Genomic DNA, 21,920 nt, shown 5'->3' with positions numbered 1-21,920 from the left:
CTGGGCGTGCTGAGAAGTCTCACTCCGACGGGAGCTAATCCGTGAAAGACTTACTTAAGTTTCTGAAAGCGCAAACTAAGACCGAAGAGTTTGATGCGATCAAAATTGCTCTGGCTTCGCCAGACATGATCCGTTCCTGGTCTTTTGGTGAAGTTAAAAAGCCAGAAACCATTAACTACCGTACGTTCAAACCAGAACGTGACGGGCTTTTCTGTGCGCGAATCTTCGGGCCAGTGAAGGACTATGAGTGCTTGTGCGGTAAGTACAAGCGTCTGAAGCACCGCGGCGTGATCTGTGAGAAGTGTGGCGTTGAAGTCACGCAGACTAAAGTTCGCCGTGAGCGCATGGGCCACATTGAGCTGGCTTCGCCTACTGCGCACATCTGGTTCCTGAAATCGCTGCCATCCCGCATCGGTTTGCTGCTGGATATGCCGCTGCGTGACATTGAGCGCGTGCTGTATTTCGAATCTTATGTCGTTGTTGAAGGCGGCATGACCAACCTTGAGCGTCGTCAGATCCTGACCGAAGAGCAGTATCTGGACGCGCTGGAAGAATTTGGTGACGAGTTCGACGCGAAAATGGGTGCGGAAGCTATCCAGGCCCTGTTGAAAAACATGGATTTGGAGCAGGAGTGCGAGCAGCTGCGTGAAGAGCTGAACGAAACTAACTCTGAAACCAAGCGCAAAAAACTGACCAAGCGTATCAAGCTGCTGGAAGCGTTCGTTCAGTCAGGCAACAAGCCTGAGTGGATGATCCTGACCGTGCTGCCTGTACTGCCACCGGATCTGCGTCCGCTGGTGCCGCTGGACGGCGGTCGTTTCGCTACGTCGGATCTGAACGATCTGTACCGTCGCGTGATCAACCGTAACAACCGTCTGAAGCGCCTGCTGGATCTGGCTGCGCCAGATATCATCGTACGTAACGAAAAGCGTATGCTGCAGGAAGCGGTCGATGCGCTGCTGGATAACGGCCGTCGCGGTCGTGCCATCACCGGCTCGAACAAGCGTCCTCTGAAATCTTTGGCCGATATGATCAAAGGTAAGCAGGGTCGTTTCCGTCAGAACTTGCTGGGTAAACGCGTCGACTACTCCGGTCGTTCCGTTATCACCGTGGGTCCATACCTGCGTCTGCACCAGTGTGGTCTGCCGAAAAAAATGGCGCTGGAGCTGTTCAAACCGTTCATCTACGGCAAGCTGGAACTGCGTGGTCTTGCTACCACCATCAAAGCTGCCAAGAAAATGGTTGAGCGTGAAGAAGCTGTCGTTTGGGATATCCTGGACGAAGTGATCCGCGAACACCCGGTACTGCTGAACCGCGCGCCAACGCTGCACCGTCTGGGCATCCAGGCGTTTGAGCCAGTGCTGATCGAAGGTAAAGCTATCCAGCTGCACCCGCTGGTCTGTGCGGCCTATAACGCCGACTTCGATGGTGACCAGATGGCTGTTCACGTCCCGCTGACGCTGGAAGCCCAGCTGGAAGCGCGTGCGCTGATGATGTCTACCAACAACATCCTGTCGCCTGCTAACGGTGAGCCAATCATCGTTCCTTCTCAGGACGTTGTACTGGGTCTGTATTACATGACCCGCGACTGTGTTAACGCCAAAGGCGAAGGCATGGTGCTGACTGGCCCTAAAGAAGCGGAGCGTATTTACCGCGCCGGTCTGGCCTCTCTGCACGCTCGCGTGAAAGTGCGTATCACCGAGCACGAGAAGAACGAGCAGGATGAGTGGGTTGCTAAAACCAGCCTCATCGACACCACCATTGGTCGCGCCATCCTGTGGATGATCGTGCCTAAAGGTCTGCCGTACTCTATCGTCAACCAGGCGCTGGGCAAGAAAGCTATCTCCAGGATGCTGAACACCTGTTACCGCATCCTGGGCTTGAAGCCAACCGTTATCTTTGCAGACCAGACCATGTACACCGGTTTTGCCTACGCAGCGCGCTCTGGTGCGTCTGTAGGTATCGACGATATGGTTATCCCGGCTAAGAAAGTGGAAATCATCACCGAAGCAGAAGCGGAAGTGGCTGAGATTCAGGAGCAGTTCCAGTCTGGTCTGGTTACCGCTGGCGAACGCTACAACAAAGTGATCGATATCTGGGCTGCGGCCAACGAACGCGTTGCTAAAGCGATGATGGAAAACCTTTCTACCGAAGTGGTTATCAACCGCGACGGTGAAGAAGAGCGTCAGGTTTCCTTCAACAGCATCTTTATGATGGCTGACTCCGGTGCTCGTGGTTCGGCTGCACAGATTCGTCAGCTGGCCGGTATGCGTGGTCTGATGGCTAAGCCAGATGGATCAATCATCGAGACGCCAATTACCGCGAACTTCCGTGAAGGTCTGAACGTACTCCAGTACTTCATCTCGACTCACGGCGCGCGTAAAGGCCTTGCGGATACCGCTCTGAAAACCGCGAACTCCGGTTACCTGACTCGTCGTCTGGTCGACGTGGCGCAGGATCTGGTGGTGACCGAGGACGACTGTGGTACCCACGAAGGTATCATGATGACCCCGGTTATCGAGGGTGGCGATGTTAAAGAGCCGCTGCGCGAGCGCGTTCTGGGTCGTGTGACCGCAGAAGACGTGCTGAAGCCGGGCACTGCCGACATTCTGCTGCCGCGCAACACCCTGCTGCACGAACAGCAGTGTGATCTGTTGGAAGAGCATTCCGTTGACAGCCTGAAAGTTCGCTCCGTTGTAGGTTGTGAAACCGACTTCGGCGTGTGCGCCCACTGTTATGGACGCGATCTGGCGCGTGGTCACATCATCAACAAAGGTGAGGCCATCGGCGTTATTGCAGCACAGTCCATCGGTGAGCCGGGTACTCAGCTGACGATGCGTACGTTCCACATCGGTGGTGCGGCATCTCGTGCGGCTGCCGAATCCAGCATCCAGGTGAAAAACAAAGGGACGCTGAAGCTGATCAATGCCAAGTCGGTAACCAACTCCGCTGGCAAGCTGGTGATCACCTCGCGTAACGTTGAACTGAAAATGATCGACGAATTTGGTCGTACCAAAGAGAGCTATAAAGTTCCTTACGGTTCAACCATGGCGAAAGGCGACGGCGAGCAGGTTGCAGCGGGCGAAACCGTAGCAAACTGGGACCCGCATACCATGCCGGTCATTACCGAAGTGAGCGGCTTCATTCGCTTCACTGATATGATCGACGGCCAGACCATTACCCGTCAGACGGATGACCTTACCGGTCTTTCCTCTCTGGTGATCCTGGACAGTGCTGAACGTACTTCCGGCGGTAAAGATCTGCGTCCAGCGCTGAAAATTGTTGATGCCAACGGCAACGATGTGATGATCCCAGGCTCCGATATGCCTGCTCAGTACTTCCTGCCTGGTAAAGCAATCGTCCAGCTGGAAGACGGTATCAAGATCAGTTCTGGTGATACCCTGGCGCGTGTGCCGCAGGAATCTGGCGGTACCAAGGACATCACCGGTGGTCTGCCACGCGTTGCTGACCTGTTCGAAGCCCGTCGTCCGAAAGAGCCGGCCATTCTGGCTGAAATCAGCGGCATCATTTCCTTCGGTAAAGAAACCAAAGGGAAACGTCGTCTGGTGATCACCCCGATTGATGGCAGCGATCATTACGAAGAGATGATTCCGAAATGGCGTCAGCTGAACGTGTTCGAAGGTGAGCGTGTTGAGCGTGGTGACGTGGTTTCCGATGGCCCTGAGTCTCCACATGACATTCTGCGTCTGCGTGGCGTTCATGCGGTGACCCGTTACATCACTAACGAAGTGCAGGAAGTTTACCGTCTGCAGGGCGTTAAGATTAACGATAAGCACATCGAAGTCATCGTTCGTCAGATGTTGCGTAAAGCAACCATTGCAAGTTCAGGTAGCTCCGAATTCCTGGACGGTGAGCAGGTTGAATTCTCACGTATTAAAATTTCGAATCGTGAGCTGGAAGCCAACGGCAAAATCGCAGCGACCTACGTGCGCGATCTGCTGGGTATCACCAAAGCATCGCTGGCGACCGAGTCGTTCATCTCTGCCGCTTCGTTCCAGGAAACAACGCGCGTACTGACCGAAGCAGCCGTTGCGGGCAAACGCGACGAACTGCGCGGCCTGAAAGAGAACGTCATCGTGGGCCGTCTGATCCCAGCCGGTACCGGTTACGCTTATCACCAGGATCGTATGCGCCGCAGAGCCGCAGGCGAAGCGCCAGTTGTTCCACAGGTGACGGCGGACGAAGCGTCTGCCAGCCTGGCAGAACTGCTGAACGCTGGTCTGGGCGGCAAAGACGATTAATCGTCTCTGACCTGCTGACGCTAAAAACCGCTCTTCGGAGCGGTTTTTTTATGCCTGTCATTTACGGCGACAAAAAAAGGGTGGCTGGATTGCTCCGGCCACCCAAAAAGCGGGCAGTGTCACTTCCACGCCCAACACCACATCATCTGTAACGTCTGACATCCTCACAGGTCAGCCCTATGTCTTTCAGCTGCGTTGAGCTCAGCCCTTGCAGAATTTTGCGGGTTTGCGAACGGAGTCGCCAGGCTTTCCACAGTCGGTAAGGCAGTTTAAACATCAGGTAAAACGGTGATGCAGCGAATGGCCGCGCTGCCCGGTTTTCGTTGAATTCCATGATGCTCTCCTCAGTGGGGTATGAGGCTATTTTGCGCACAATGCACATTACAATACAGATGCAAAAATCAACTTTATTTAACATACAGATTGCGAGATAGTAGCTCTGAATGGTGAAATTCAACGTAATCTGTACTGGTTTCTGCTGGAAATGAAGAGAGGGGAGGATACGATGACGCGATATCAACGCCTGGCCGGGTTACTGGCCGAACGTATTGAGCAGGGGCTTTACCAAAGCGGGGAACGTCTGCCTTCGGTCAGGATCCTCAGCACGGAGCACGGCGTGAGCATCAGTACTGTGCAGCAGGCTTACCATCTGCTTGAAGAAAGGCAGCTGATCGCGCCGCAGCCTCGCTCTGGCTATTTCGTTACGCCGCGCAAGGCTGAGCCGCCAGTACCTGCGCTCACCCGACCGGCGCAGCGTCCGGTGGAAATCACGCAGTGGGATGCCGTGCTTGAGCTACTTAACGCCCGGCAGGAGAAAGATATTCTTCAGCTCGGCAGCGGGATGCCCGACTTAAATCAGCCAACGTTGAAGCCGCTGTGGAAAATCATGAGCCGCCTGGGGCAACAGCAGGATGTACGGATGCTCAACTACGACAATATTTATGGCGTTCCGGAGCTGCGTGAACAGATTGCCCGCCTGGCAATAGATGGCGGGTGCCACCTGACGCCGGATGACATTGTGATCACCACCGGATGCCATGAGGCGCTGTCGGTCTCGATCCGCGCGATCTGCCAGCCGGGCGATATTGTGGCGGTGGAATCTCCGACCTTTCACGGCACGATGCAATCCCTGCGCGGCTTTGGCATCAAGGCTATTGAGATCCCCACCGACTCGGGAACCGGCATCAGCCTTGAGGCGCTGGAACTGGCGCTTGAGCAGTGGCCCATAAAGGCCGTGGTAGTGGTGCCAAACTGCAACAACCCACTGGGATTTATCATGCCTGAATCTCGTAAGCGCGCGCTGCTGGCGCTGGCGCAACGGTTTGATGTCGCCATCGTTGAGGACGATGTTTACGGCGAGCTGGCTTATGAGTATCCCCGGCCGGTAACCATCAAGTCTTTCGACGATGACGGCCGCGTACTGCTGTGCAGTTCGTTTTCTAAAACGGTAGCGCCAGGGCTGCGGGTGGGATGGGTCGTGCCCGGTCGCTATTTAGATCGCGTGCTGCATATGAAATATATCGTCACCGGATCGACGGCCACGCAAACCCAGATGGCCGCCGCCGAGTTTGTGCGCCAGGGGCATTACCCGGCCCACCTGCGCCGGATGCGTCAATACTACCAGCGAAATCTGGAGATTTTTACCCATTGGGTCCGGCACTTCTTCCCCTGTGGCATTTGCGTCACCCGGCCTCAGGGCGGTTTTTTGATGTGGATCGAACTGCCAGAGGCGTTTGACGCCGTGAAACTCAATAAGGCGCTTCAGGAGGCAAAACTGCAAATAGCCGTCGGATCGCTCTTCTCTGCCTCAGGTAAATACCGCAACTGCCTGCGCCTCAGCTACGCCCAGCCCTTCACCGAGAGAACGGGGAAAGCGTTGGAGATCCTGGGGGCGGCAGTGGAGCGGGCGATGGAACGCTGTGGTCTGTCTGTCCATGCCGGACCTTCCCATGAGCAGGAAGGCAGGGTCAGTGAGAGAGAGTGAGTCTGACCCTGGTTAACCGTATTGTCTGGTTAACGCTGGTACTATAGCTGGCTGAATAAGCGATGCCAGTGAAAGACTTGAACCTTGCGTGACCGCTCCAGCGACTTTTTTACCCGTTTCAGACAGGAGTAAAAAACGGCGGGCGACCTCGCGGATATTAACCGCTCCGCCAAAGAGTCGCGGGATCTTCGGTGAATCATTTTAGCCAGCGGCTATCGGCCCAGATAACGATCCCAGTCTTTCCACACCGGCTGCAAGCCAGAGCGGATTAAGGCTTCGGCTACCTGCTGAGGGCGGCGGTTATCGTGTGGGGAAAACTGTTCCAGCTCGGTTTTCCCTTCGGCGTAGCCGCCGGGCTGCGTTTTAGAAAAAGCGCTGACCGTGTTGATCGCCAGCGGCACCACGTTATCCCGGAACTGCGGAGACTCCCGCGTGGAAAGTGACTGCTCGACTTCAGGCGCAAACAGCCTGAATGCGCAAATGACCTGCACCAACTGAGCCTCACTCATAATCGAGGCGGGCTGAATGCCGCCAGCACAGGGGCGTAGCCGGGGAAAAGCCACCGAATAGCGGCTCTGCCACCAGGTTTTTTGCAGCCAGAGCAGGTGCTCCGCCATCATATAGCAATCGGTTCGCCAGCTGTCAGACAGGCCAATCAGCGTTCCCAAACCGATCTTATCGACACCCGCCCGTCCCAGCCTGTCCGGCGTTTCCAGACGGAAGAAAAAGTCCTGTTTATTTCCCTTCAGATGGTGCTGACCGTAGACCGCAGGATGATAGGTTTCCTGATAGACCAGCACACCATCCAGCCCCAGCGTCCGCAGCTCGCTGTATTCCGCTTCGCTCATCGGCTGTACTTCCATCATTAGCGAGCTGAACTGCTGGCGAATGGCGGGAAGATGCTCGCGAAAATACGCCATGCCAACTTTCGCCTGATGCTCTCCCGTGACCAGCAACAGGTTATCGAAGCCCATTGCGCGGATGGCTTCGCATTCGCGCGCTATTTCTCCGGCATCCAGCGTTTTCCGCCTGATGCGGTTACTCATCGAGAAGCCGCAGTACGTGCAGTCGTTGGCGCACAGATTCGATAAATAGAGCGGGACAAACAGATTCACCGCGTGACCAAATCGCTGGCGCGTCAACTGCTGAGCCTTTTGCGCCAGTGGTTCAAGGTAAGCCTGCGCGGCGGGTGAGAGCAGGGCCATCAGTTCTTCCCGCCCAACTTTAGCCGCGCTGAGAGCCTTTTCAACATCCGCAGCCGTTTTGCCGTGGATGCGCATACGGATATCATCCCACTCCAGCCGTTGCCACTGTGAAACAAAGCTTTTTTTCATGCCTCACCCGCCTGTAGAAACTGGGTTAACGGGCTGGTGGCCTCAGCCAGCTGATGGCGGCGGCCTAATCCGCTGCGATATGCCAGCGCACCTGCCTCAACGGCTAATTTAAACGCTCTGGCCATGTTTACCGGATGCTGGGCAGAGGCCATGGCCGTATTGACCAGCACGGCATCGGCTCCTAACTCCAGCGCTTCGCTGGCATGGCTTGGCGCGCCAATGCCTGCGTCAATCACCACCGGTACGCCAGCCTGTTCGATAATGATCGCCAGTAAATCGCGAGTTTTAAGCCCCTGATTGCTGCCAATCGGCGCGCCTAGCGGCATCACTGCGGCGCAGCCTACCTCTTCGAGGCGTTTGCAAAGCACCGGATCGGCGTGACAATAAGGCAGCACAATAAACCCTTCACGTACCAACGCCTCGGCTGCTTTCAGCGTTTCAATCGCATCGGGAAGCAGGTAACGGACGTCGGGATGGATCTCCAGTTTCAGCCAGCGGGTTCCTAACGCCTCCCGCGCCAGTCGCGCAGCGAAAATCGCCTCCTCAGCGGTTTTGGCGCCGGAGGTGTTGGGCAGCAGCTGCACGCCCAGCGCCTGGAGAGGGCGCAGAATACCGTCGTCTCCGCCGCGTAAATCCACCCGCTTCATCGCCAGCGTAACCAGCTGGCTGCCCGACGCTTTCAGGGCATCAAGCATTATCCCCGGGCTGGAAAATTTCCCTGTACCGGTAAACAGACGGGAAGAAAACGTTTTATCAGCTATCTGTAGCATATCAGCCTCCGGCGATGGCCTGGAAAATCACCAGCTCATCGCCTTCCTGTAAAGTATGAGAGGACCAGCGGTCACGGGGAATAATGTGCTGATTAACGGCCAGCGCGGTGCCGGGCTGGTGGCAGGAAAGCTGCTCCAGCAGATCGGACAGCGTTGGCGAGCCTGTCAGCGTCAGCGGGTCATCATTCACCACTATTTGCATGGTTACCCCCGCATACCGGGCATGCCTGACTGCGCTCCAGCGTAAGCGTCCGCCAGGTCTGCTGGCGGCCGTCAAAAAGCCTGAGCTTGCCATCGAGGCTGGAAAGCTGACCCGCCAGCATTTTTAAGGCTTCCAGCGCCTGCAACGTGCCCATCACGCCAACTACAGGCCCCAGCACGCCAGCAGTTCGGCAGTTGCGCTGAGGTTCGCTTTCATCCGGCCACAGACAACGATAGCAGCCGTGGGTGAAGGGGGGCGTCAGCACCAGTAGCTGCCCGCCAAAACCGACGGCGCTGGCGCTGACAAGCGGCGTAGCGTGACGCACGCAGGCAGCATTAATCGCGTGCCTGGTGATCATGTTATCGCTACAGTCCAGCACCAAATCGACCGACTGCACCGTCTCCTGGAGCGTGGCGGTCGTCATCCGGCGATCCAGGGCGATGAATTCCACCTGTGGGTTGAGCGCCTGAAGGTGCTTTTGGGCCTGCGAGACCTTGGACAGCCCGGTTTCACCGGTGCGGTATAGGATCTGGCGCTGAAGATTGCTGATGTGCACGCTGTCGTCATCGGCCAGCACCAGCTTGCCAACGCCCGCCGCGGCCAGGTAAAGTGCGGCGGGCGATCCCAGGCCGCCCAGGCCGACAACCAGCACGCTGGCGGCCTGAAGTTTCTGCTGGGCATCCAGGCCGAACTCTTCCAGCAGCAGCTGACGGCTATAGCGCATAAAATCGCTGTCACTGAGCATGGGGTTCGTCTCCTGTCCCTGCCAGCTCAAGCAGCCTGGCGGTAGCTTCCCGCCAGTCTTCGGCCTGAGTAATCGCACTGACCACGGCAATACTGCCTACGCCCGTTGCCAGCACCTGCGGGGCGCGCGCCAGGCTGATGCCGCCAATCGCCACCGTAGAAATGCCTTTGAGCCGATGGACATGGCGTTGCAGCTCCTCCAGCCCCTGAGGTAAAGAGGGCATGGCTTTCGTTTGAGTAGGGAAGATGTGCCCCAGCGCAATGTAGGAAGGCTGTTCAGCCAGCGCGCGATCCAGCTCGGCATCATCATGGGTTGAGAGACCCAGCCGCAGTCCGGCCCGGTGGATGGCGTCCAGATCGGCTACGTCCAGATCTTCCTGCCCCAGGTGCACGCCATAGGCCTGATACCTGATGGCTAAGCGCCAGTAGTCGTTAATAAACAGGCGCGCCTGGTAGCGTTTGCCCAACGCCACCGCGGCGGCGATATCCTGTTCTACCGCATCTTCGGCAAGATCCTTGATGCGCAGCTGAAGAGTGCGCACGCCAGCCTCCAGCAGGCGCTCAATCCATGCCACCGTTTCCACCACCGGGTAGAGGCCAAGCCTGGCGGGAACGCTGGGAAAAGGTGAACGGCTCATACTTTTTCCTCCTGCGTCAGCGAGTCTGCCGGATGATAAAGCTCTCCCCCTCGGGTGCGGAAGGCTGCTGACATTTCTGCCATCCCTACCTCAATCGGCTGCGCTTCTGCCTCCTGCCTGGCGGCGTACTCCCGCACTTCCTGGGTAATTTTCATTGAGCAGAATTTGGGACCGCACATCGAGCAGAAATGGGCGACCTTGCCGGATTCCTGCGGCAGCGTCTCATCGTGATAAGCCCTGGCGGTGTGCGGATCGAGCGCCAGATTGAACTGATCTTCCCAGCGGAATTCAAAACGCGCTTTTGACATCGCGTTATCCCGAATCTGCGCGCCGGGATGCCCTTTTGCCAGATCGGCAGCGTGAGCGGCAATCTTATAAGTGATGAGGCCCTGCTTGACGTCTTCTTTGTTGGGCAAGCCAAGGTGCTCTTTCGGCGTGACGTAGCAGAGCATGGCGCAGCCAAACCAGCCGATCATTGCGGCTCCGATGCCTGAGGTAAAATGGTCGTAGCCCGGCGCAATATCCGTGGTCAGTGGACCAAGCGTATAGAACGGGGCTTCATGGCAGTGTTCAAGCTGTTCGGTCATATTGCGACGGATCATCTGCATCGGGACGTGGCCCGGACCTTCAATCATCACCTGCACATCGTACTCCCAGGCGATTTTAGTCAGCTCGCCGAGGGTGCGCAGTTCGGCAAACTGCGCCTCGTCGTTAGCATCCTGAATTGAGCCAGGGCGAAGGCCGTCGCCCAGCGAAAGAGAAACATCATAGGCGGCGCACAGCTCGCAGATTTCGCGAAAGTGCTGATAGAGGAAGCTCTCTTTATGGTGCGACAGGCACCACTTCGCCATGATGGAGCCTCCGCGCGAGACGATGCCGGTCAGGCGCTTTGCCGTCATCGGCACATAGCGCAGCAGCACCCCGGCGTGGATGGTGAAATAGTCCACGCCCTGTTCAGCCTGTTCCAGCAGCGTATCGCGGAAGATTTCCCAGTTCAGATCTTCCGCCACGCCATTCACTTTTTCCAACGCCTGATAGATGGGCACCGTGCCAATGGGAACCGGGCTGTTACGCAGGATCCACTCGCGGGTCTCATGAATATTTCGCCCGGTGGAGAGATCCATCACCGTATCGGCCCCCCAGCGTGCCGACCACACCAGCTTTTCTACTTCCTCTTCAATCGACGAGCTGACGGCCGAGTTGCCGATATTGGCATTGATCTTCACCAGAAAGTTACGGCCAACGATCATCGGTTCGGATTCAGGGTGGTTAATATTAGCGGGGATAATGGCGCGTCCGGCAGCCACTTCCTGACGTACAAACTCTGGCGTAATGTTCTCAGGCAGACTGGCGCCGAAGCCGTTTCCGGGATGCTGCTGGAGCAGCACCTCGCCACGGATTCGTTCGCGCCCCATATTCTCGCGCAGGGCGATAAACTCCATCTCCGGCGTAATAACCCCAAGACGGGCATAGTGCAACTGGGTTACGCAGCGACCGGCGAGCGCTTTACGCGGGCGTGGAAGGCGATCGAAGCGCAGATGATCCAGCCCTTCATCGGCCAGCCGCTGCTGGCTGTAAGCAGAGCTGAGCCGCTCGATGTGCTGCGTGTCGCCACGTTCGGCAATCCAGCCTTCGCGCAGCCGGTTCAGCCCGCTGTGCACATCAATTTTGGCGTCAGGGTCGCCATAAGGCCCGGCGGTGTCATACACCGGCACTGGTTCATTGTCTTCAAACTGTGGGTGTTCTTTGCTGCCGCCGGTCATGGTCGGACTGAGCTGGATTTCGCGCATCGGCACGCGAATATCCTCGCGGGAGCCGTGCAGCCAGATGCGTCTGGAATTAGGGAACGCGGTTCCCTGCAAAGAGTCGATAAACTGCTGAGCTTCGGCACGCTGCTCGCGGCGGGTTGGTTTTTTTTGACTGGTAGACATAGCTCGTTCCTGAATAAATAGGGAATTTGCTTGTCTGGAGTTCGGAGGAGTAAGCGCCGGGTGTGAAAAAATACGGATCCACACCGTCACTAAATGTTTACTCTTGTTCCCTTCGCAGGTACTAACCTGATCAGGTTCCGCGGATCCCGAATAAACGGTCTCAGCCCCTAAGGGCACTCCGACAAGAAGAATTTTGCTGGACGTAGACGGCCTGCAAAACGGGGTGGTTAGCCTGTTGCCTCACCACATGTTCCCCTTGAGCATAAAGGGGCTTTTTTAAAACCACAAGGGTTTTACAATCTGCTAACGCTTATGCCGGGCGAGCCAGTGCCCCCTCATTGGCCGCGCGAGGGGTATCGGCGTTTTTCTCCAGCGCCAGCTGGATAAACTCATCTTCCAGCGTGAAACGGGCTTCCAGAGCTTCACCCACGGACGACAACGCATTCTGGAATTCAAGATAGTTGTCGTGATCGAGTGCTCTTTCGAGGTGGGTGTCGTAGACCTGCATGATCATTTCGGTGTTGGCCTGAAGAGAAGGATAGATCAGCGCGGCTTTTGCCAACTGCTCAGTGCCTTCCATTTCTTCGATAAAGCGTTCATAAATGGTGAAATGGCCGGTAGAGAGGTAATCCACCAGTCCCTGGCAGAAGCTGTCCAGCGCGTTTTCGTCAAGCGTAGTCAGCGATTCCTTGTTAGGCTTGATGCCAACCAGATGGTAATAGGTAATTAGCAGTTGCCTGCGGGCGCGAAGACAGAAGTCTACGAGGTCGCTACATCCGCCAACACGAGCGGTCAGGACATCTAACTGGTTAAGCATGAGTGACTCCGTGAGTGTTATTTTTACTGCCTGGCCCGAATTCAGAAAGTCTGTATTAGCTGAGGATGAGCAAATTTATGCAACGTGAGATTTCAAGCGTAGACGTTGGCTGGTGGGTTGTCAGCCATGAACATAAACTTTGGTTACCAAAAGGTCAATTACCGTTCGGCAGCGCGAAGGAATTTGATCTGACAGGATCGAAAGGATCACAAATTGGTGAGTGGCAGGGCGATCCTGTTTTTCTGATTTGTGACAACCGTAGCGAGCAGATGGGATCGTTACGGCAGATCCTCGACCAGGACGTCGGCCTGTTTCAACTGGCGGGAAGAGGTATTCAACTGGCAGAGTTCTTCCGTTCGCACAAATGGTGCGGCTACTGTGGACATGAAATGCATCACAGCAAAACGGAATGGGCCTGCCTGTGTCGCCACTGCCGCCAGCGCTATTATCCGCAGATTGCCCCCTGCATTATCGTGGCGATCCGCCGTGATGAAGAGATCCTGCTGGCGCAGCACACTAAGCACCGTAACGGCATTTATACCGTGCTGGCCGGATTTGTTGAGGTCGGAGAAACGTTGGAGCAAACGGTGGCTCGGGAAGTGATGGAGGAGAGCGGGCTTAAAGTCAAAAACCTGCGCTACGTCTCTTCGCAGCCCTGGCCGTTCCCCCAGTCGCTGATGATGGCCTTTATGGCAGACTATGACAGCGGCGAGATCCAGATCGACCCGAAAGAACTGCTGGATGCGGGTTGGTACCGCTATGACGCCCTGCCGCTGCTCCCTCCTGCTGGCACCGTTGCCCGCCGTTTGATTGAGGACACCGTAGCACTCTGCCGCGCAGAAGCCGGGTAGCTGGTCACTGAGGTTATGAGGGTGACTGCGGCCAACCTCGGTTCTGACGGTAATCTTGCAGGGAAAGGTCGGGGAAAGCGTTAATGAAATTACCTCGGCTTCCCTGCTTTTCTTTTTTAAATTTCTGATGATTTTCTTAAATAACGTTGGGGGATACTGACCCTCATCCTCTAATCCTGTTTAAATATGGCTGGAAATAAATTATTGTGCTTAGAGGGGTAATGTAAATTGTATTAAGGTTGTTATGACTTTTTTGCAAGAGATGAATTTTTAAGTGAAAGAGGTAGTAGCTCAAGGAAGATAATGCGATACCACCAAAAAGAACGATATTTATGGGGAGTTTGGCTGGGCTGGATTTATCTCCTGACTTCTTACGCTTTCCCTCATGCCGAATATCTTATTTTCTGCCTGAGGAGCATAACCTGTATCTATTTAGTTATCATTTTATCTACCTTCGTTAACAGGATGAACGCTGGCATGTTTAATTTCAACAAAAAAGAAAAATTTCAGGCTGTCAATGACGTCTCAAGCGTGGTGCGACAAACCGAGAACCGGGCTGTACCAGAGCAGGCAAATGACCAGAACACAGATAAAGAGACTCTCCTCTCCGCCGGTAGCAGTCTGATCGGGCAGATTATCAATGAATCCACTATCACCATTAACGGATACATTGAAGGTGAAATCGTCAGTAAGAAAACAGTACAGATCGGTAAAGAAGGAAAGGTTAACGGGAAAATATCCTCGCTGAAACTGACGGTTAATGGGGTGGTAAAGGGTTCCTGTTATGCTAAATCCGTCACCATTCTCTCCCGTGGCCGGGTAGAAGGCGATATTTACGCCGAAGAATTTTCTATCGAGAAAGGTGGGGTGTTTATTGGACAATCTCACGTAATTGAAGAAAAGAAAGACGTTGCGGAGCAAGAACAGCTGAAACGCAAAAGAACGCAGGAAATAGCTGAAGTGATTTCGATAAGTTCTGAAGAAATTACTGACAAAGCGCGAGCCGAAAAGGCGTAAAATAAGTGCATTACGTTAAATTACATCACACTGACCGGGTTTAATATCTTTCGTCCGGTTAGTGTATGCCTGTCACTTCCTCCTCTCCGATGCACCGATAACCTAAATTTTGTGATACTGAGGAACCGTCAATTCCAATGAATGTTACACTACGCAGATGCTTGTGTGCTTAGAGAGTCTTTGAAGATGAGTGAACTGAAAAACGATCGTTATTTGCGCGCCCTGCTGCGCCAGCCTGTGGATGTCACGCCGGTGTGGATGATGCGTCAGGCCGGGCGTTATTTACCGGAGTACAAAGCGACTCGCGCCGTAGCCGGCGATTTTATGTCGCTTTGCAAAAATGCCGAACTGGCCTGTGAAGTCACGCTGCAACCGCTGCGGCGCTATGCGCTGGACGCGGCGATCCTGTTCTCGGATATCCTGACCATTCCTGACGCGATGGGGCTTGGCCTCTATTTCGAAACTGGCGAGGGCCCGCGTTTCTCCTCCCCCGTCACCTGCCGCGCCGACGTTGAAAAGCTGCCGGTTCCCGACCCTGAGCAGGAGTTGGGCTACGTGATGAATGCGGTACGCACCATCCGCAAGAACCTGAACGGCGAGGTGCCGCTGATCGGCTTCTCCGGCAGTCCGTGGACGCTGGCAACCTATATGGTGGAAGGCGGCAGCAGCAAAGCCTTCACCAAATTGAAAAAGATGATGTATGCCGAGCCAGCGACCCTGCACCTGATGCTGGACAAACTGGCTGACAGCGTAACCCTTTACCTGAATGCGCAAATTCGCGCTGGCGCTCAGTCGGTGATGATTTTTGACACCTGGGGCGGCGTGCTGACGGGGCGGGATTACCTTGAGTTCTCCCTTCACTACATGCACAAAATCGTTGACGGCCTGCTGCGTGAAAACGACGGTCGCCGGGTGCCGGTCACTCTGTTTACCAAAGGTGGCGGGCAGTGGCTCGAAGCGATGGCCGCTACCGGCTGTGACGCGTTGGGTCTGGACTGGACCACCGATATTGCCGATGCGCGCCGTCGGGTGGGCGATAAGGTCGCGTTGCAGGGGAATATGGACCCTTCCATGCTCTACGCCCAGCCAGCCCGCATTGAGCAGGAGGTGGCAACCATTCTTGCCGGCTTCGGTAACGGTACCGGTCACGTTTTCAATCTGGGACATGGCATCCATCAGGACGTGCCGCCGGAACACGCTGGCGTCTTTGTCGAGGCCGTTCACCAGCTGTCACGACCTTATCATCAGGGCTAGCATGGATATTCAGGCACTAAAGCAGGAGCAGCTTGCACGCGCCGCTGAAGTGGTGCGTGAAGATGATTTTGAGGTTATGCCTCCCCGCTATATTGGCGGCGCCGATGTGGGGTTTGAGCAGGGGGGCGAGGTCACCCGCGCCGCGCTGGTCATTCTGGAGTATCCCTCGCTCCGGCTAATCGAGCATCGTGTGGCGCGCATCGCCACCACGATGCCATATATCCCCGGCTACCTTTCCTTTCGCGAATACCCTGCGCTAATGGCGGCCTGGCAGCAGCTTGAGCAGCGTCCTGACCTGCTGATGGTCGATGGACAGGGGATCGCGCACCCGCGCCGCCTGGGTGTCGCCAGCCATTTCGGCCTGCTGGTGGATGTGCCTACCCTGGGCGTGGCTAAAAGTCGCCTGTGCGGCACTTTCGAGCCGCTGGCGGATGAGCCCGGCGCCCGTCAGCCGCTGTGGGATAAAGGCGAGCAGATAGGATGGGTATTGCGCAGCAAATCGCGGTGCAACCCTCTTTTTATCTCGTCAGGCCATCGTATCAGCCATGCAACCGCGCTCGGCCTGGTGGAAAGTTGCCTGAAGGGCTATCGTCTGCCTGAGCCTACGCGCTGGGCTGATGCGGTCGCATCGCAGCGGCCTGCCTTCCTGCGCTGGCAACAGCGGGGTTAACGGTGTGAGGCGGCCCCTTTTCAGTTACACTGCATGTCGCGCACTTATGTTTAAGAGATCCCATCATGTTACGTAATCCGATCCACCTGCGGCTTGAGAAACTGGAAAGCTGGCAGCACGTTACTTTTATGGCCTGCCTGTGTGAACGCATGTATCCCAACTATTGGGCGTTTTGCCAGCAGACTGGCTTTGGTGACGGTCAGATTTACCGCCGTATTCTGGATTTGGTCTGGGAAACGCTGGTGGTGAAAGATGCCAAAGTGAATTTCGATTCCCAGTTGGAAAAGTTTGAAGAAGCGATTCCGGTTGCTGAGGATTACGATCTGTACGGCGTTTATCCGGCGATTGATGCCTGTGTGGCCCTGAGCGAACTGCTGCATTCTCGCCTGAGTGGCGAAACGCTGGCGCACGCTATTGCCGTCAGCGAAGCGTCGATTACCAGCGTGGCGATGCTGGAAATGACCCAGGCCGAACGTGAAATGACGGATGAAGAGCTAAAAGAGAATCCTGCGGTTGAAGAAGAATGGGATATTCAGTGGGAAATTTTTCGCCTGCTCAGTGCTTGCGAGGAAAGGGATCTTGACCTCATCAAAGGACTGCGATCCGACCTCCGCGAAGCAGGAATTAGTAATATCGGTATAAATTTTCAGCAATAAGACGATAAAACGTGACTTCAGACCTGATTTGTAACGCCTTAAGGCTTCACATTCGCCCCCTGTCTGGTCTACATTTGGGGGGCTGAAAAATGTGGCTATCGGTGCGTGTATGCTGGAGAGTGCCAGAATCTGGTTTTTCCCTCGCACTTGATGCTTAGCAAGCGATAAATACACTGTAAGGATAACTTATGAACAAGACTCAACTGATTGATGTAATTGCGGACAAAGCGGACCTGTCTAAGACCCAGGCTAAAGCTGCTCTGGAATCCACCCTGGCTGCGATTACTGAGTCTCTGAAAGAAGGTGATGCTGTACAACTGGTTGGTTTTGGTACTTTTAAAGTTAACCACCGTGCTGAGCGTACTGGCCGTAACCCGCAGACTGGCAAAGAAATCAAAATTGCCGCTGCTAACGTACCGGCATTTGTTTCTGGCAAGGCACTGAAAGACGCTGTTAAGTAAGCGTGTGACAGTGAAGGTTTTAAACAGGGGGGCGATAAGCCCCTTTTGTTAAGGCTCTCCGTTTCTTAAATTCTTCGCTTTGGCCACTCTGGCTGCGGCAAACCCACTCGCTATGTGTGATACTCACACCATGATACGACACACGCTGACTCTTTCTGTCTTTGCCCTGATGCTGCTGATTCTGGCAGGATGCAGCTCGCGCCCCGACGTGCCTGACTTTACCGCCAGCGGCTATCTGGCCGATCGCGGCACGGTGAGGATTTGGCGCAAGGACAATCTTCATCACTCCAGCCATCTCGTTACGGTCTATACCCCGTTCACCGGTACGACCAGCGAAACGACGGACTATGAGTGGCAGGAGGATAAGCTGGTTTCCATTGAGCGGCACAGCAAAGGCGAACAGCCGGAAGAGGTGACGCTGCGATTCGATCAGGATGGCAGCCTCAGCTTTATGCAGCGTCGACTGGAAGGGCGACGTGAGGCCCTCACGCCTGACGCTGTGGCGCTGTATCAGTTTGATGCCGGGCGCATGTTGAAAATCAGTGACGACCTGCTGAAAGGGCGCGTATGGCTTAAACAGGGGCACTGGTTGCCATCCGGTACGGTAACGCTTTGTCAGGGGGGGGAGGAAAAACCCATCTTTGACCGCTTCTTCACCGATTACATTACCCAGCATCAGCGCCAGTCTGGCAAACCGGTCAGCATTTCCTGGCTGGAGGCACCTGCGGGCACGCAGCTGATCCTGGTTTCAACTGACGATCAGTGCCTGACGGAGCCCAAATCGGATGATTTATAAACAGAAACGTGTGGCTGTCGGGCATCTCCCCTGTGAAGAGGACGGGTCGAGGCTCGCGTGCAGCGTTTTCTGGCAATAAAAAAGGACGGAGCAGGCTCCATCCTTTCTGTTTCTTCAGCTTCTCGCCTTCGAGGCGCCTTGCGCTCTTAGCGCTTATTGACGGCCAATCGCGCGGTAGCCGATATCCATACGGCAGAAGCAGCCTTCCCAGGAAATAGACTTCGCCAACTCGTAGGCTTGTTTTTGCGCGGCCGCTACGTCTTCACCCAGCGCGGTGACGCAAAGTACACGGCCGCCGTTGGTGACCACCAGATCGTCCTGCATGGTCGTTCCAGCATGGAAAACTTTGCCATCCGGCGTCTCTTCCAGCGGCAAACCGTAAATCCGGTCGCCGGTGCGGTAATCGCCAGGGTAGCCGCCTGCTGCCAGCACTACGCCAAGAGAAGGGCGAGGATCCCAGACGGAATCTTTGGTATTCAGCTTGCCATCCACCGCAGCCAGGCAAAGTTCCACCAGATCCGACTGCATACGCATCATGATCGGCTGAGTTTCCGGGTCGCCAAAGCGGCAGTTAAATTCGATTACCTTCGGCTGGCCGCTCTTGTCAATCATCAGACCGGCGTAGAGGAAACCGGTATAGACGTTACCCTCCGCTGCCATACCGCGCACGGTGGGCCAAATGACCTCATCCATCACGCGTTGGTGGATCTCATCGGTCACGACCGGTGCCGGAGAGTATGCTCCCATGCCACCAGTGTTCGGGCCGGTGTCAGCATCGCCAGCGCGTTTATGATCCTGACTGGTCGCCATCGGCAGCACGTTCTCGCCGTCTACCATCACGATAAAGCTGGCCTCTTCGCCGTCCAGGAACTCTTCCACTACGATGCGGTGTCCTGCATCGCCAAAGGCGTTGCCAGCCAGCATGTCCTGAATAGCGTCTTCCGCTTCCTGTAGCGTCATCGCAACGATTACGCCTTTACCGGCAGCCAGGCCATCGGCCTTAATGACAATCGGCGCACCCTTGCTGCGGGTATAGGCCAGCGCAGGCTCGACTTCCGTGAAGTTCTGATACTCAGCGCTAGGGATCTTATGGCGAGCCAGGAAATCCTTGGTGAAGGCTTTGGAGCCTTCAAGCTGCGCGGCAGCCTTAGTCGGGCCAAAGATCTTCAGACCTGCGTCGCGGAAAGCATCTACTACGCCAATAACTAACGGCGCTTCCGGTCCGACAATGGTCAAATCGATTTTTTCATTCTGCGCAAAGCTCAGCAGCGCAGGAATATCGGTCGCGCTGATGGCGACGTTCTGTAGAGCAGGCTCAAGCGCGGTGCCTGCGTTGCCCGGCGCAACAAAAACGGTTTCTGCCAGCGGCGACAGCGACGCTTTCCAGGCCAGCGCGTGTTCACGTCCGCCGTTACCAATCACTAAAATTTTCATTATTCAGTCTGCTCCGTAATTAATGGCGGAAATGGCGCATATCGGTGAAGATCATCGCAATGCCGTGTTCATCGGCAGCGGCAATCACCTCTTCATCACGAATAGAGCCACCCGGTTGGATCACGCAGCTCACGCCGACGGCGGCAGCGGCATCAATCCCGTCGCGGAATGGGAAGAAGGCGTCAGAGGCCATCGCGGACCCTTTCACTTCCAGCCCCTCATCACCGGCTTTAATACCGGCAATTTTCGCCGAGTACACGCGGCTCATCTGGCCAGCGCCGATGCCAATGGTCATGCTATCGCGTGAATAGACGATGGCGTTGGATTTAACGAACTTCGCTACCTTCCAGCAGAATAGCGCGTCACGCAGCTCCTGCGCGGTAGGCTGGCGCTTGCTGACTACGCGCAGCTGGCTCTCATTCACCATGCCCAGATCGCGGTCCTGGACCAGCAGGCCGCCGTTAACGCGCTTGAAATCCAGTCCGGATTGACGCGCCTGCCACTGACCACAGGTCAGCACGCGAACGTTCTGTTTGGTCCCGGTAATTTTCAGTGCGGCGTTGCTTGCTGACGGCGCGATAATCACTTCCACAAACTGGCGGCTGACGATCGCCTGAGCCGTGGCTTCGTCCAGCTCACGGTTAAAGGCAATGATGCCGCCGAACGCGGAGGTGGGGTCCGTTTTATAAGCCCGCTCGTAGGCTTCAAGAATTGAACCGCCAATGGCAACGCCGCAAGGGTTGGCATGTTTGACGATCACGCAGGCGACTTCGGTAAACTCTTTCACGCATTCCAGCGCCGCATCAGTATCAGCGATGTTGTTATAGGAAAGCGCTTTACCCTGAACCTGCTGCGCGGTGGCTACCGAGGCTTCGGTAACGTTCTCTTCTATGTAGAAGGCGGCGTCCTGATGGCTGTTCTCGCCGTAGCGCATATCCTGCTTCTTAATAAAGTTCAGGTTCAGCGTCCTTGGGAAGCGGCCAGCAGGTTCGGTGGTATTGCCATGGTAAGCAGGTACCAGGCTGCCGAAGTAGTTGGCAATCATGCTGTCGTACGCGGCGGTATGTTCGAAGGCTTTGATCGCCAGATCGAAGCGGGTATCCAGCGTCAGGGCATTCTCGTTGGCATCCAGCTCGGCAATGATCGCCTGGTAGTCGCTGCTTTTTACCACGATAGCCACGTCTTTGTGGTTCTTCGCCGCTGAGCGCACCATGGTTGGGCCGCCGATATCAATATTCTCAACCGCATCTTCCAGCGAGCAGCCTTCACGGGCAACGGTCTGGGCAAACGGGTAAAGGTTAACGACCACCATGTCGATAGGGGAGATGCCGTGCTGCTGCATAATGGCATCATCCTTGCCACGACGTCCTAAAATGCCGCCATGTACTTTCGGGTGCAGGGTTTTGACGCGTCCATCCATCATTTCCGGGAAACCGGTGTAGTCAGACACTTCGGTGACGGTGAGGCCCGCGTCTGCCAGCAGGCGCGCAGTGCCGCCGGTGGAGAGCAGTTCCACGCCGCGGCTTGATAGCGCCTGAGCGAATTCGAGGATGCCGGCTTTGTCAGAAACGCTAAGCAGCGCACGGCGTACAGGACGAGGTTGTTGCATGAGGTTTATCCCTTGGCTTTGGTTTGCATAGATAAGATCGTTACCTCAAGCTTAGCCATTTTCCTGCTCTTATTGCGTAACAGAGAAAGAGAATGGATCTGGCCTCAGGTAACGCCCTTAACAGAGGCAAATATTTTGCGGGGCATTGTAGCGAAAACGTTTGCGCGGCGCTTGCCTAATTTATCGGACGGCAGAGAATGTGGATAAGTTTGTGCATAACTGCGTATAAGCTGCCCTTTTGCTGTGGAATACAGCGAACGCGTTATTTTTCGCAATTTAGGGCTTGTCAGCCCGTGAGAACTCCCTATAATGCGCCTCCATCGACACGGAACAACGGCTTACCGGCCGCCGGGTTGAGAGGTTCAGCAGGCTGAACCGCCGGGGAAATCTTCTTAAAAAGAAGTTGACTCTGAAGGGGGAAAGCGTAATATACGCCACCTCGCAGTAAGGCCTCAGGCCCTTGCCGCACTGCTCTTTAACAATTTATCAG

General features: G+C 55.6%; 19 protein-coding genes and 1 riboswitch. Of the genes, 9 read left to right on the top strand and 10 right to left on the bottom strand.

Annotation, left to right across the window (positions count from 1 at the left end; genetic code table 11):
- Positions 1–41 precede the first annotated feature (41 nt).
- Positions 42–4,262 carry a DNA-directed RNA polymerase subunit beta' gene (gene rpoC, locus NG99_RS23910; RefSeq protein ID WP_034898570.1) on the top strand — a complete coding sequence of 1,407 codons (4,221 nt, stop codon included), beginning with the start codon at positions 42–44 and terminating at the stop codon, positions 4,260–4,262.
- A 142-nt stretch (positions 4,263–4,404) separates the two neighbouring features.
- Here rpoC and NG99_RS23905 read toward each other — a convergent pair whose 3' ends face one another.
- The gene (locus NG99_RS23905) at positions 4,405–4,596 is read right to left on the bottom strand and encodes a DUF1127 domain-containing protein (RefSeq protein ID WP_034898569.1); all 192 of its coding nucleotides are present in this window, start codon (positions 4,594–4,596) and stop codon (positions 4,405–4,407) included.
- Positions 4,597–4,767: 171 nt separating this feature from the next.
- Between NG99_RS23905 and NG99_RS23900 the strand changes: the two genes are divergently transcribed.
- Positions 4,768–6,246 carry an aminotransferase-like domain-containing protein gene (locus NG99_RS23900; RefSeq protein ID WP_034898568.1) on the top strand — a complete coding sequence of 493 codons (1,479 nt, stop codon included), beginning with the start codon at positions 4,768–4,770 and terminating at the stop codon, positions 6,244–6,246.
- A 212-nt stretch (positions 6,247–6,458) separates the two neighbouring features.
- On the opposite strand, the gene thiH is transcribed toward NG99_RS23900, so the two are convergent.
- From thiH to NG99_RS23865, 7 genes are all read right to left on the bottom strand, one after another.
- A complete protein-coding gene (gene thiH / locus NG99_RS23895; protein ID WP_034898567.1) occupies positions 6,459–7,580 on the bottom strand; it encodes a 2-iminoacetate synthase ThiH in 1,122 nt (373 codons plus the stop codon).
- The gene (locus NG99_RS23890) at positions 7,577–8,350 is read right to left on the bottom strand and encodes a thiazole synthase (protein ID WP_034898566.1); all 774 of its coding nucleotides are present in this window, start codon (positions 8,348–8,350) and stop codon (positions 7,577–7,579) included. The genes thiH and NG99_RS23890 overlap by 4 nt, the downstream gene beginning before the upstream one ends.
- Before the next feature lies 1 nt (position 8,351).
- The gene (gene thiS, locus NG99_RS23885) at positions 8,352–8,552 is read right to left on the bottom strand and encodes a sulfur carrier protein ThiS (protein ID WP_034898565.1); all 201 of its coding nucleotides are present in this window, start codon (positions 8,550–8,552) and stop codon (positions 8,352–8,354) included.
- Positions 8,533–9,297: a HesA/MoeB/ThiF family protein gene (locus tag NG99_RS23880; RefSeq protein WP_034898564.1), complete on the bottom strand. Its 765-nt coding sequence runs from the start codon at positions 9,295–9,297 to the stop codon at positions 8,533–8,535. Before NG99_RS23880 ends, thiS begins: the two co-directional genes overlap by 20 nt.
- Positions 9,287–9,934, bottom strand: coding sequence for a thiamine phosphate synthase (thiE, locus tag NG99_RS23875; protein WP_034898563.1), 648 nt, complete (start codon positions 9,932–9,934; stop codon positions 9,287–9,289). The genes NG99_RS23880 and thiE overlap by 11 nt, the downstream gene beginning before the upstream one ends.
- A complete protein-coding gene (thiC, locus tag NG99_RS23870; RefSeq protein ID WP_034898561.1) occupies positions 9,931–11,865 on the bottom strand; it encodes a phosphomethylpyrimidine synthase ThiC in 1,935 nt (644 codons plus the stop codon). Before thiC ends, thiE begins: the two co-directional genes overlap by 4 nt.
- A 90-nt stretch (positions 11,866–11,955) precedes the next feature.
- A riboswitch (TPP riboswitch) is annotated at positions 11,956–12,056 on the bottom strand.
- Between the two features lie 119 nt (positions 12,057–12,175).
- Positions 12,176–12,682 carry an Rsd/AlgQ family anti-sigma factor gene (locus tag NG99_RS23865; RefSeq protein ID WP_034898560.1) on the bottom strand — a complete coding sequence of 169 codons (507 nt, stop codon included), beginning with the start codon at positions 12,680–12,682 and terminating at the stop codon, positions 12,176–12,178.
- Between the two features lie 77 nt (positions 12,683–12,759).
- Here NG99_RS23865 and nudC point away from each other — a divergent pair, with 77 nt between their 5' ends.
- The 7 genes from nudC (at position 12,760) to NG99_RS23830 (ending at position 18,387) form a co-directional block, all read left to right on the top strand.
- Positions 12,760–13,533, top strand: coding sequence for an NAD(+) diphosphatase (gene nudC, locus NG99_RS23860; protein WP_034898583.1), 774 nt, complete (start codon positions 12,760–12,762; stop codon positions 13,531–13,533).
- 477 nt (positions 13,534–14,010) lie between these two features.
- The gene (locus NG99_RS27745; protein ID WP_052130855.1) at positions 14,011–14,550 is read left to right on the top strand and encodes a bactofilin family protein; all 540 of its coding nucleotides are present in this window, start codon (positions 14,011–14,013) and stop codon (positions 14,548–14,550) included.
- Between the two features lie 186 nt (positions 14,551–14,736).
- The gene (gene hemE / locus NG99_RS23850) at positions 14,737–15,804 is read left to right on the top strand and encodes a uroporphyrinogen decarboxylase (RefSeq protein WP_034898558.1); all 1,068 of its coding nucleotides are present in this window, start codon (positions 14,737–14,739) and stop codon (positions 15,802–15,804) included.
- Position 15,805: 1 nt separating this feature from the next.
- Positions 15,806–16,474, top strand: coding sequence for a deoxyribonuclease V (nfi, locus tag NG99_RS23845; protein ID WP_034898556.1), 669 nt, complete (start codon positions 15,806–15,808; stop codon positions 16,472–16,474).
- A 65-nt stretch (positions 16,475–16,539) separates the two neighbouring features.
- Positions 16,540–17,130, top strand: a complete 591-nt coding sequence (locus NG99_RS23840) for a YjaG family protein (protein WP_034898555.1) — start codon at positions 16,540–16,542, stop codon at positions 17,128–17,130.
- A 188-nt stretch (positions 17,131–17,318) separates the two neighbouring features.
- Positions 17,319–17,591 (top strand): nucleoid-associated protein HU-alpha, encoded by a 273-nt coding sequence (gene hupA, locus NG99_RS23835; RefSeq protein WP_002438605.1) that lies wholly within the window; start codon positions 17,319–17,321, stop codon positions 17,589–17,591.
- A 130-nt stretch (positions 17,592–17,721) separates the two neighbouring features.
- Positions 17,722–18,387, top strand: coding sequence for a DUF1481 domain-containing protein (locus tag NG99_RS23830; RefSeq protein ID WP_034898546.1), 666 nt, complete (start codon positions 17,722–17,724; stop codon positions 18,385–18,387).
- A gap of 153 nt (positions 18,388–18,540) precedes the next feature.
- Here the strand turns inward: NG99_RS23830 and purD are convergent, their stop codons facing one another.
- Together purD and purH are read right to left on the bottom strand one after the other, a co-directional pair.
- Entirely contained in the window at positions 18,541–19,821 is a 1,281-nt protein-coding gene (gene purD / locus NG99_RS23825) for a phosphoribosylamine--glycine ligase (RefSeq protein WP_034898543.1), read from the bottom strand.
- 19 nt (positions 19,822–19,840) lie between these two features.
- Positions 19,841–21,430: a bifunctional phosphoribosylaminoimidazolecarboxamide formyltransferase/IMP cyclohydrolase gene (purH, locus tag NG99_RS23820; RefSeq protein WP_034898541.1), complete on the bottom strand. Its 1,590-nt coding sequence runs from the start codon at positions 21,428–21,430 to the stop codon at positions 19,841–19,843.
- Positions 21,431–21,920: the final 490 nt, after the last annotated feature.

The organism is Erwinia typographi (assembly GCF_000773975.1).
Lineage (GTDB): Bacteria > Pseudomonadota > Gammaproteobacteria > Enterobacterales > Enterobacteriaceae > Erwinia > Erwinia typographi.
This window is presented reverse-complemented; position numbering and strand designations above follow the sequence as displayed.

What these genes read in the sequence shown, in the direction of transcription:
- NG99_RS23905 (WP_034898569.1), bottom strand. Translation starts at nt 4,596, where the DNA reads ATGGAATTCAACGAAAACCGGGCAGCGCGGCCATTCGCTGCATCACCG.
- NG99_RS23900 (WP_034898568.1), top strand. Translation starts at nt 4,768, where the DNA reads ATGACGCGATATCAACGCCTGGCCGGGTTACTGGCCGAACGTATTGAG.
- thiH (WP_034898567.1), bottom strand. Translation starts at nt 7,580, where the DNA reads ATGAAAAAAAGCTTTGTTTCACAGTGGCAACGGCTGGAGTGGGATGAT.
- NG99_RS23890 (WP_034898566.1), bottom strand. Translation starts at nt 8,350, where the DNA reads ATGCTACAGATAGCTGATAAAACGTTTTCTTCCCGTCTGTTTACCGGT.
- thiS (WP_034898565.1), bottom strand. Translation starts at nt 8,552, where the DNA reads ATGCAAATAGTGGTGAATGATGACCCGCTGACGCTGACAGGCTCGCCA.
- NG99_RS23880 (WP_034898564.1), bottom strand. Translation starts at nt 9,297, where the DNA reads ATGCTCAGTGACAGCGATTTTATGCGCTATAGCCGTCAGCTGCTGCTG.
- thiE (WP_034898563.1), bottom strand. Translation starts at nt 9,934, where the DNA reads ATGAGCCGTTCACCTTTTCCCAGCGTTCCCGCCAGGCTTGGCCTCTAC.
- thiC (WP_034898561.1), bottom strand. Translation starts at nt 11,865, where the DNA reads ATGTCTACCAGTCAAAAAAAACCAACCCGCCGCGAGCAGCGTGCCGAA.
- NG99_RS23865 (WP_034898560.1), bottom strand. Translation starts at nt 12,682, where the DNA reads ATGCTTAACCAGTTAGATGTCCTGACCGCTCGTGTTGGCGGATGTAGC.
- nudC (WP_034898583.1), top strand. Translation starts at nt 12,760, where the DNA reads ATGCAACGTGAGATTTCAAGCGTAGACGTTGGCTGGTGGGTTGTCAGC.
- NG99_RS27745 (WP_052130855.1), top strand. Translation starts at nt 14,011, where the DNA reads ATGTTTAATTTCAACAAAAAAGAAAAATTTCAGGCTGTCAATGACGTC.
- hemE (WP_034898558.1), top strand. Translation starts at nt 14,737, where the DNA reads ATGAGTGAACTGAAAAACGATCGTTATTTGCGCGCCCTGCTGCGCCAG.
- nfi (WP_034898556.1), top strand. Translation starts at nt 15,806, where the DNA reads ATGGATATTCAGGCACTAAAGCAGGAGCAGCTTGCACGCGCCGCTGAA.
- NG99_RS23840 (WP_034898555.1), top strand. Translation starts at nt 16,540, where the DNA reads ATGTTACGTAATCCGATCCACCTGCGGCTTGAGAAACTGGAAAGCTGG.
- hupA (WP_002438605.1), top strand. Translation starts at nt 17,319, where the DNA reads ATGAACAAGACTCAACTGATTGATGTAATTGCGGACAAAGCGGACCTG.
- NG99_RS23830 (WP_034898546.1), top strand. Translation starts at nt 17,722, where the DNA reads ATGATACGACACACGCTGACTCTTTCTGTCTTTGCCCTGATGCTGCTG.
- purD (WP_034898543.1), bottom strand. Translation starts at nt 19,821, where the DNA reads ATGAAAATTTTAGTGATTGGTAACGGCGGACGTGAACACGCGCTGGCC.
- purH (WP_034898541.1), bottom strand. Translation starts at nt 21,430, where the DNA reads ATGCAACAACCTCGTCCTGTACGCCGTGCGCTGCTTAGCGTTTCTGAC.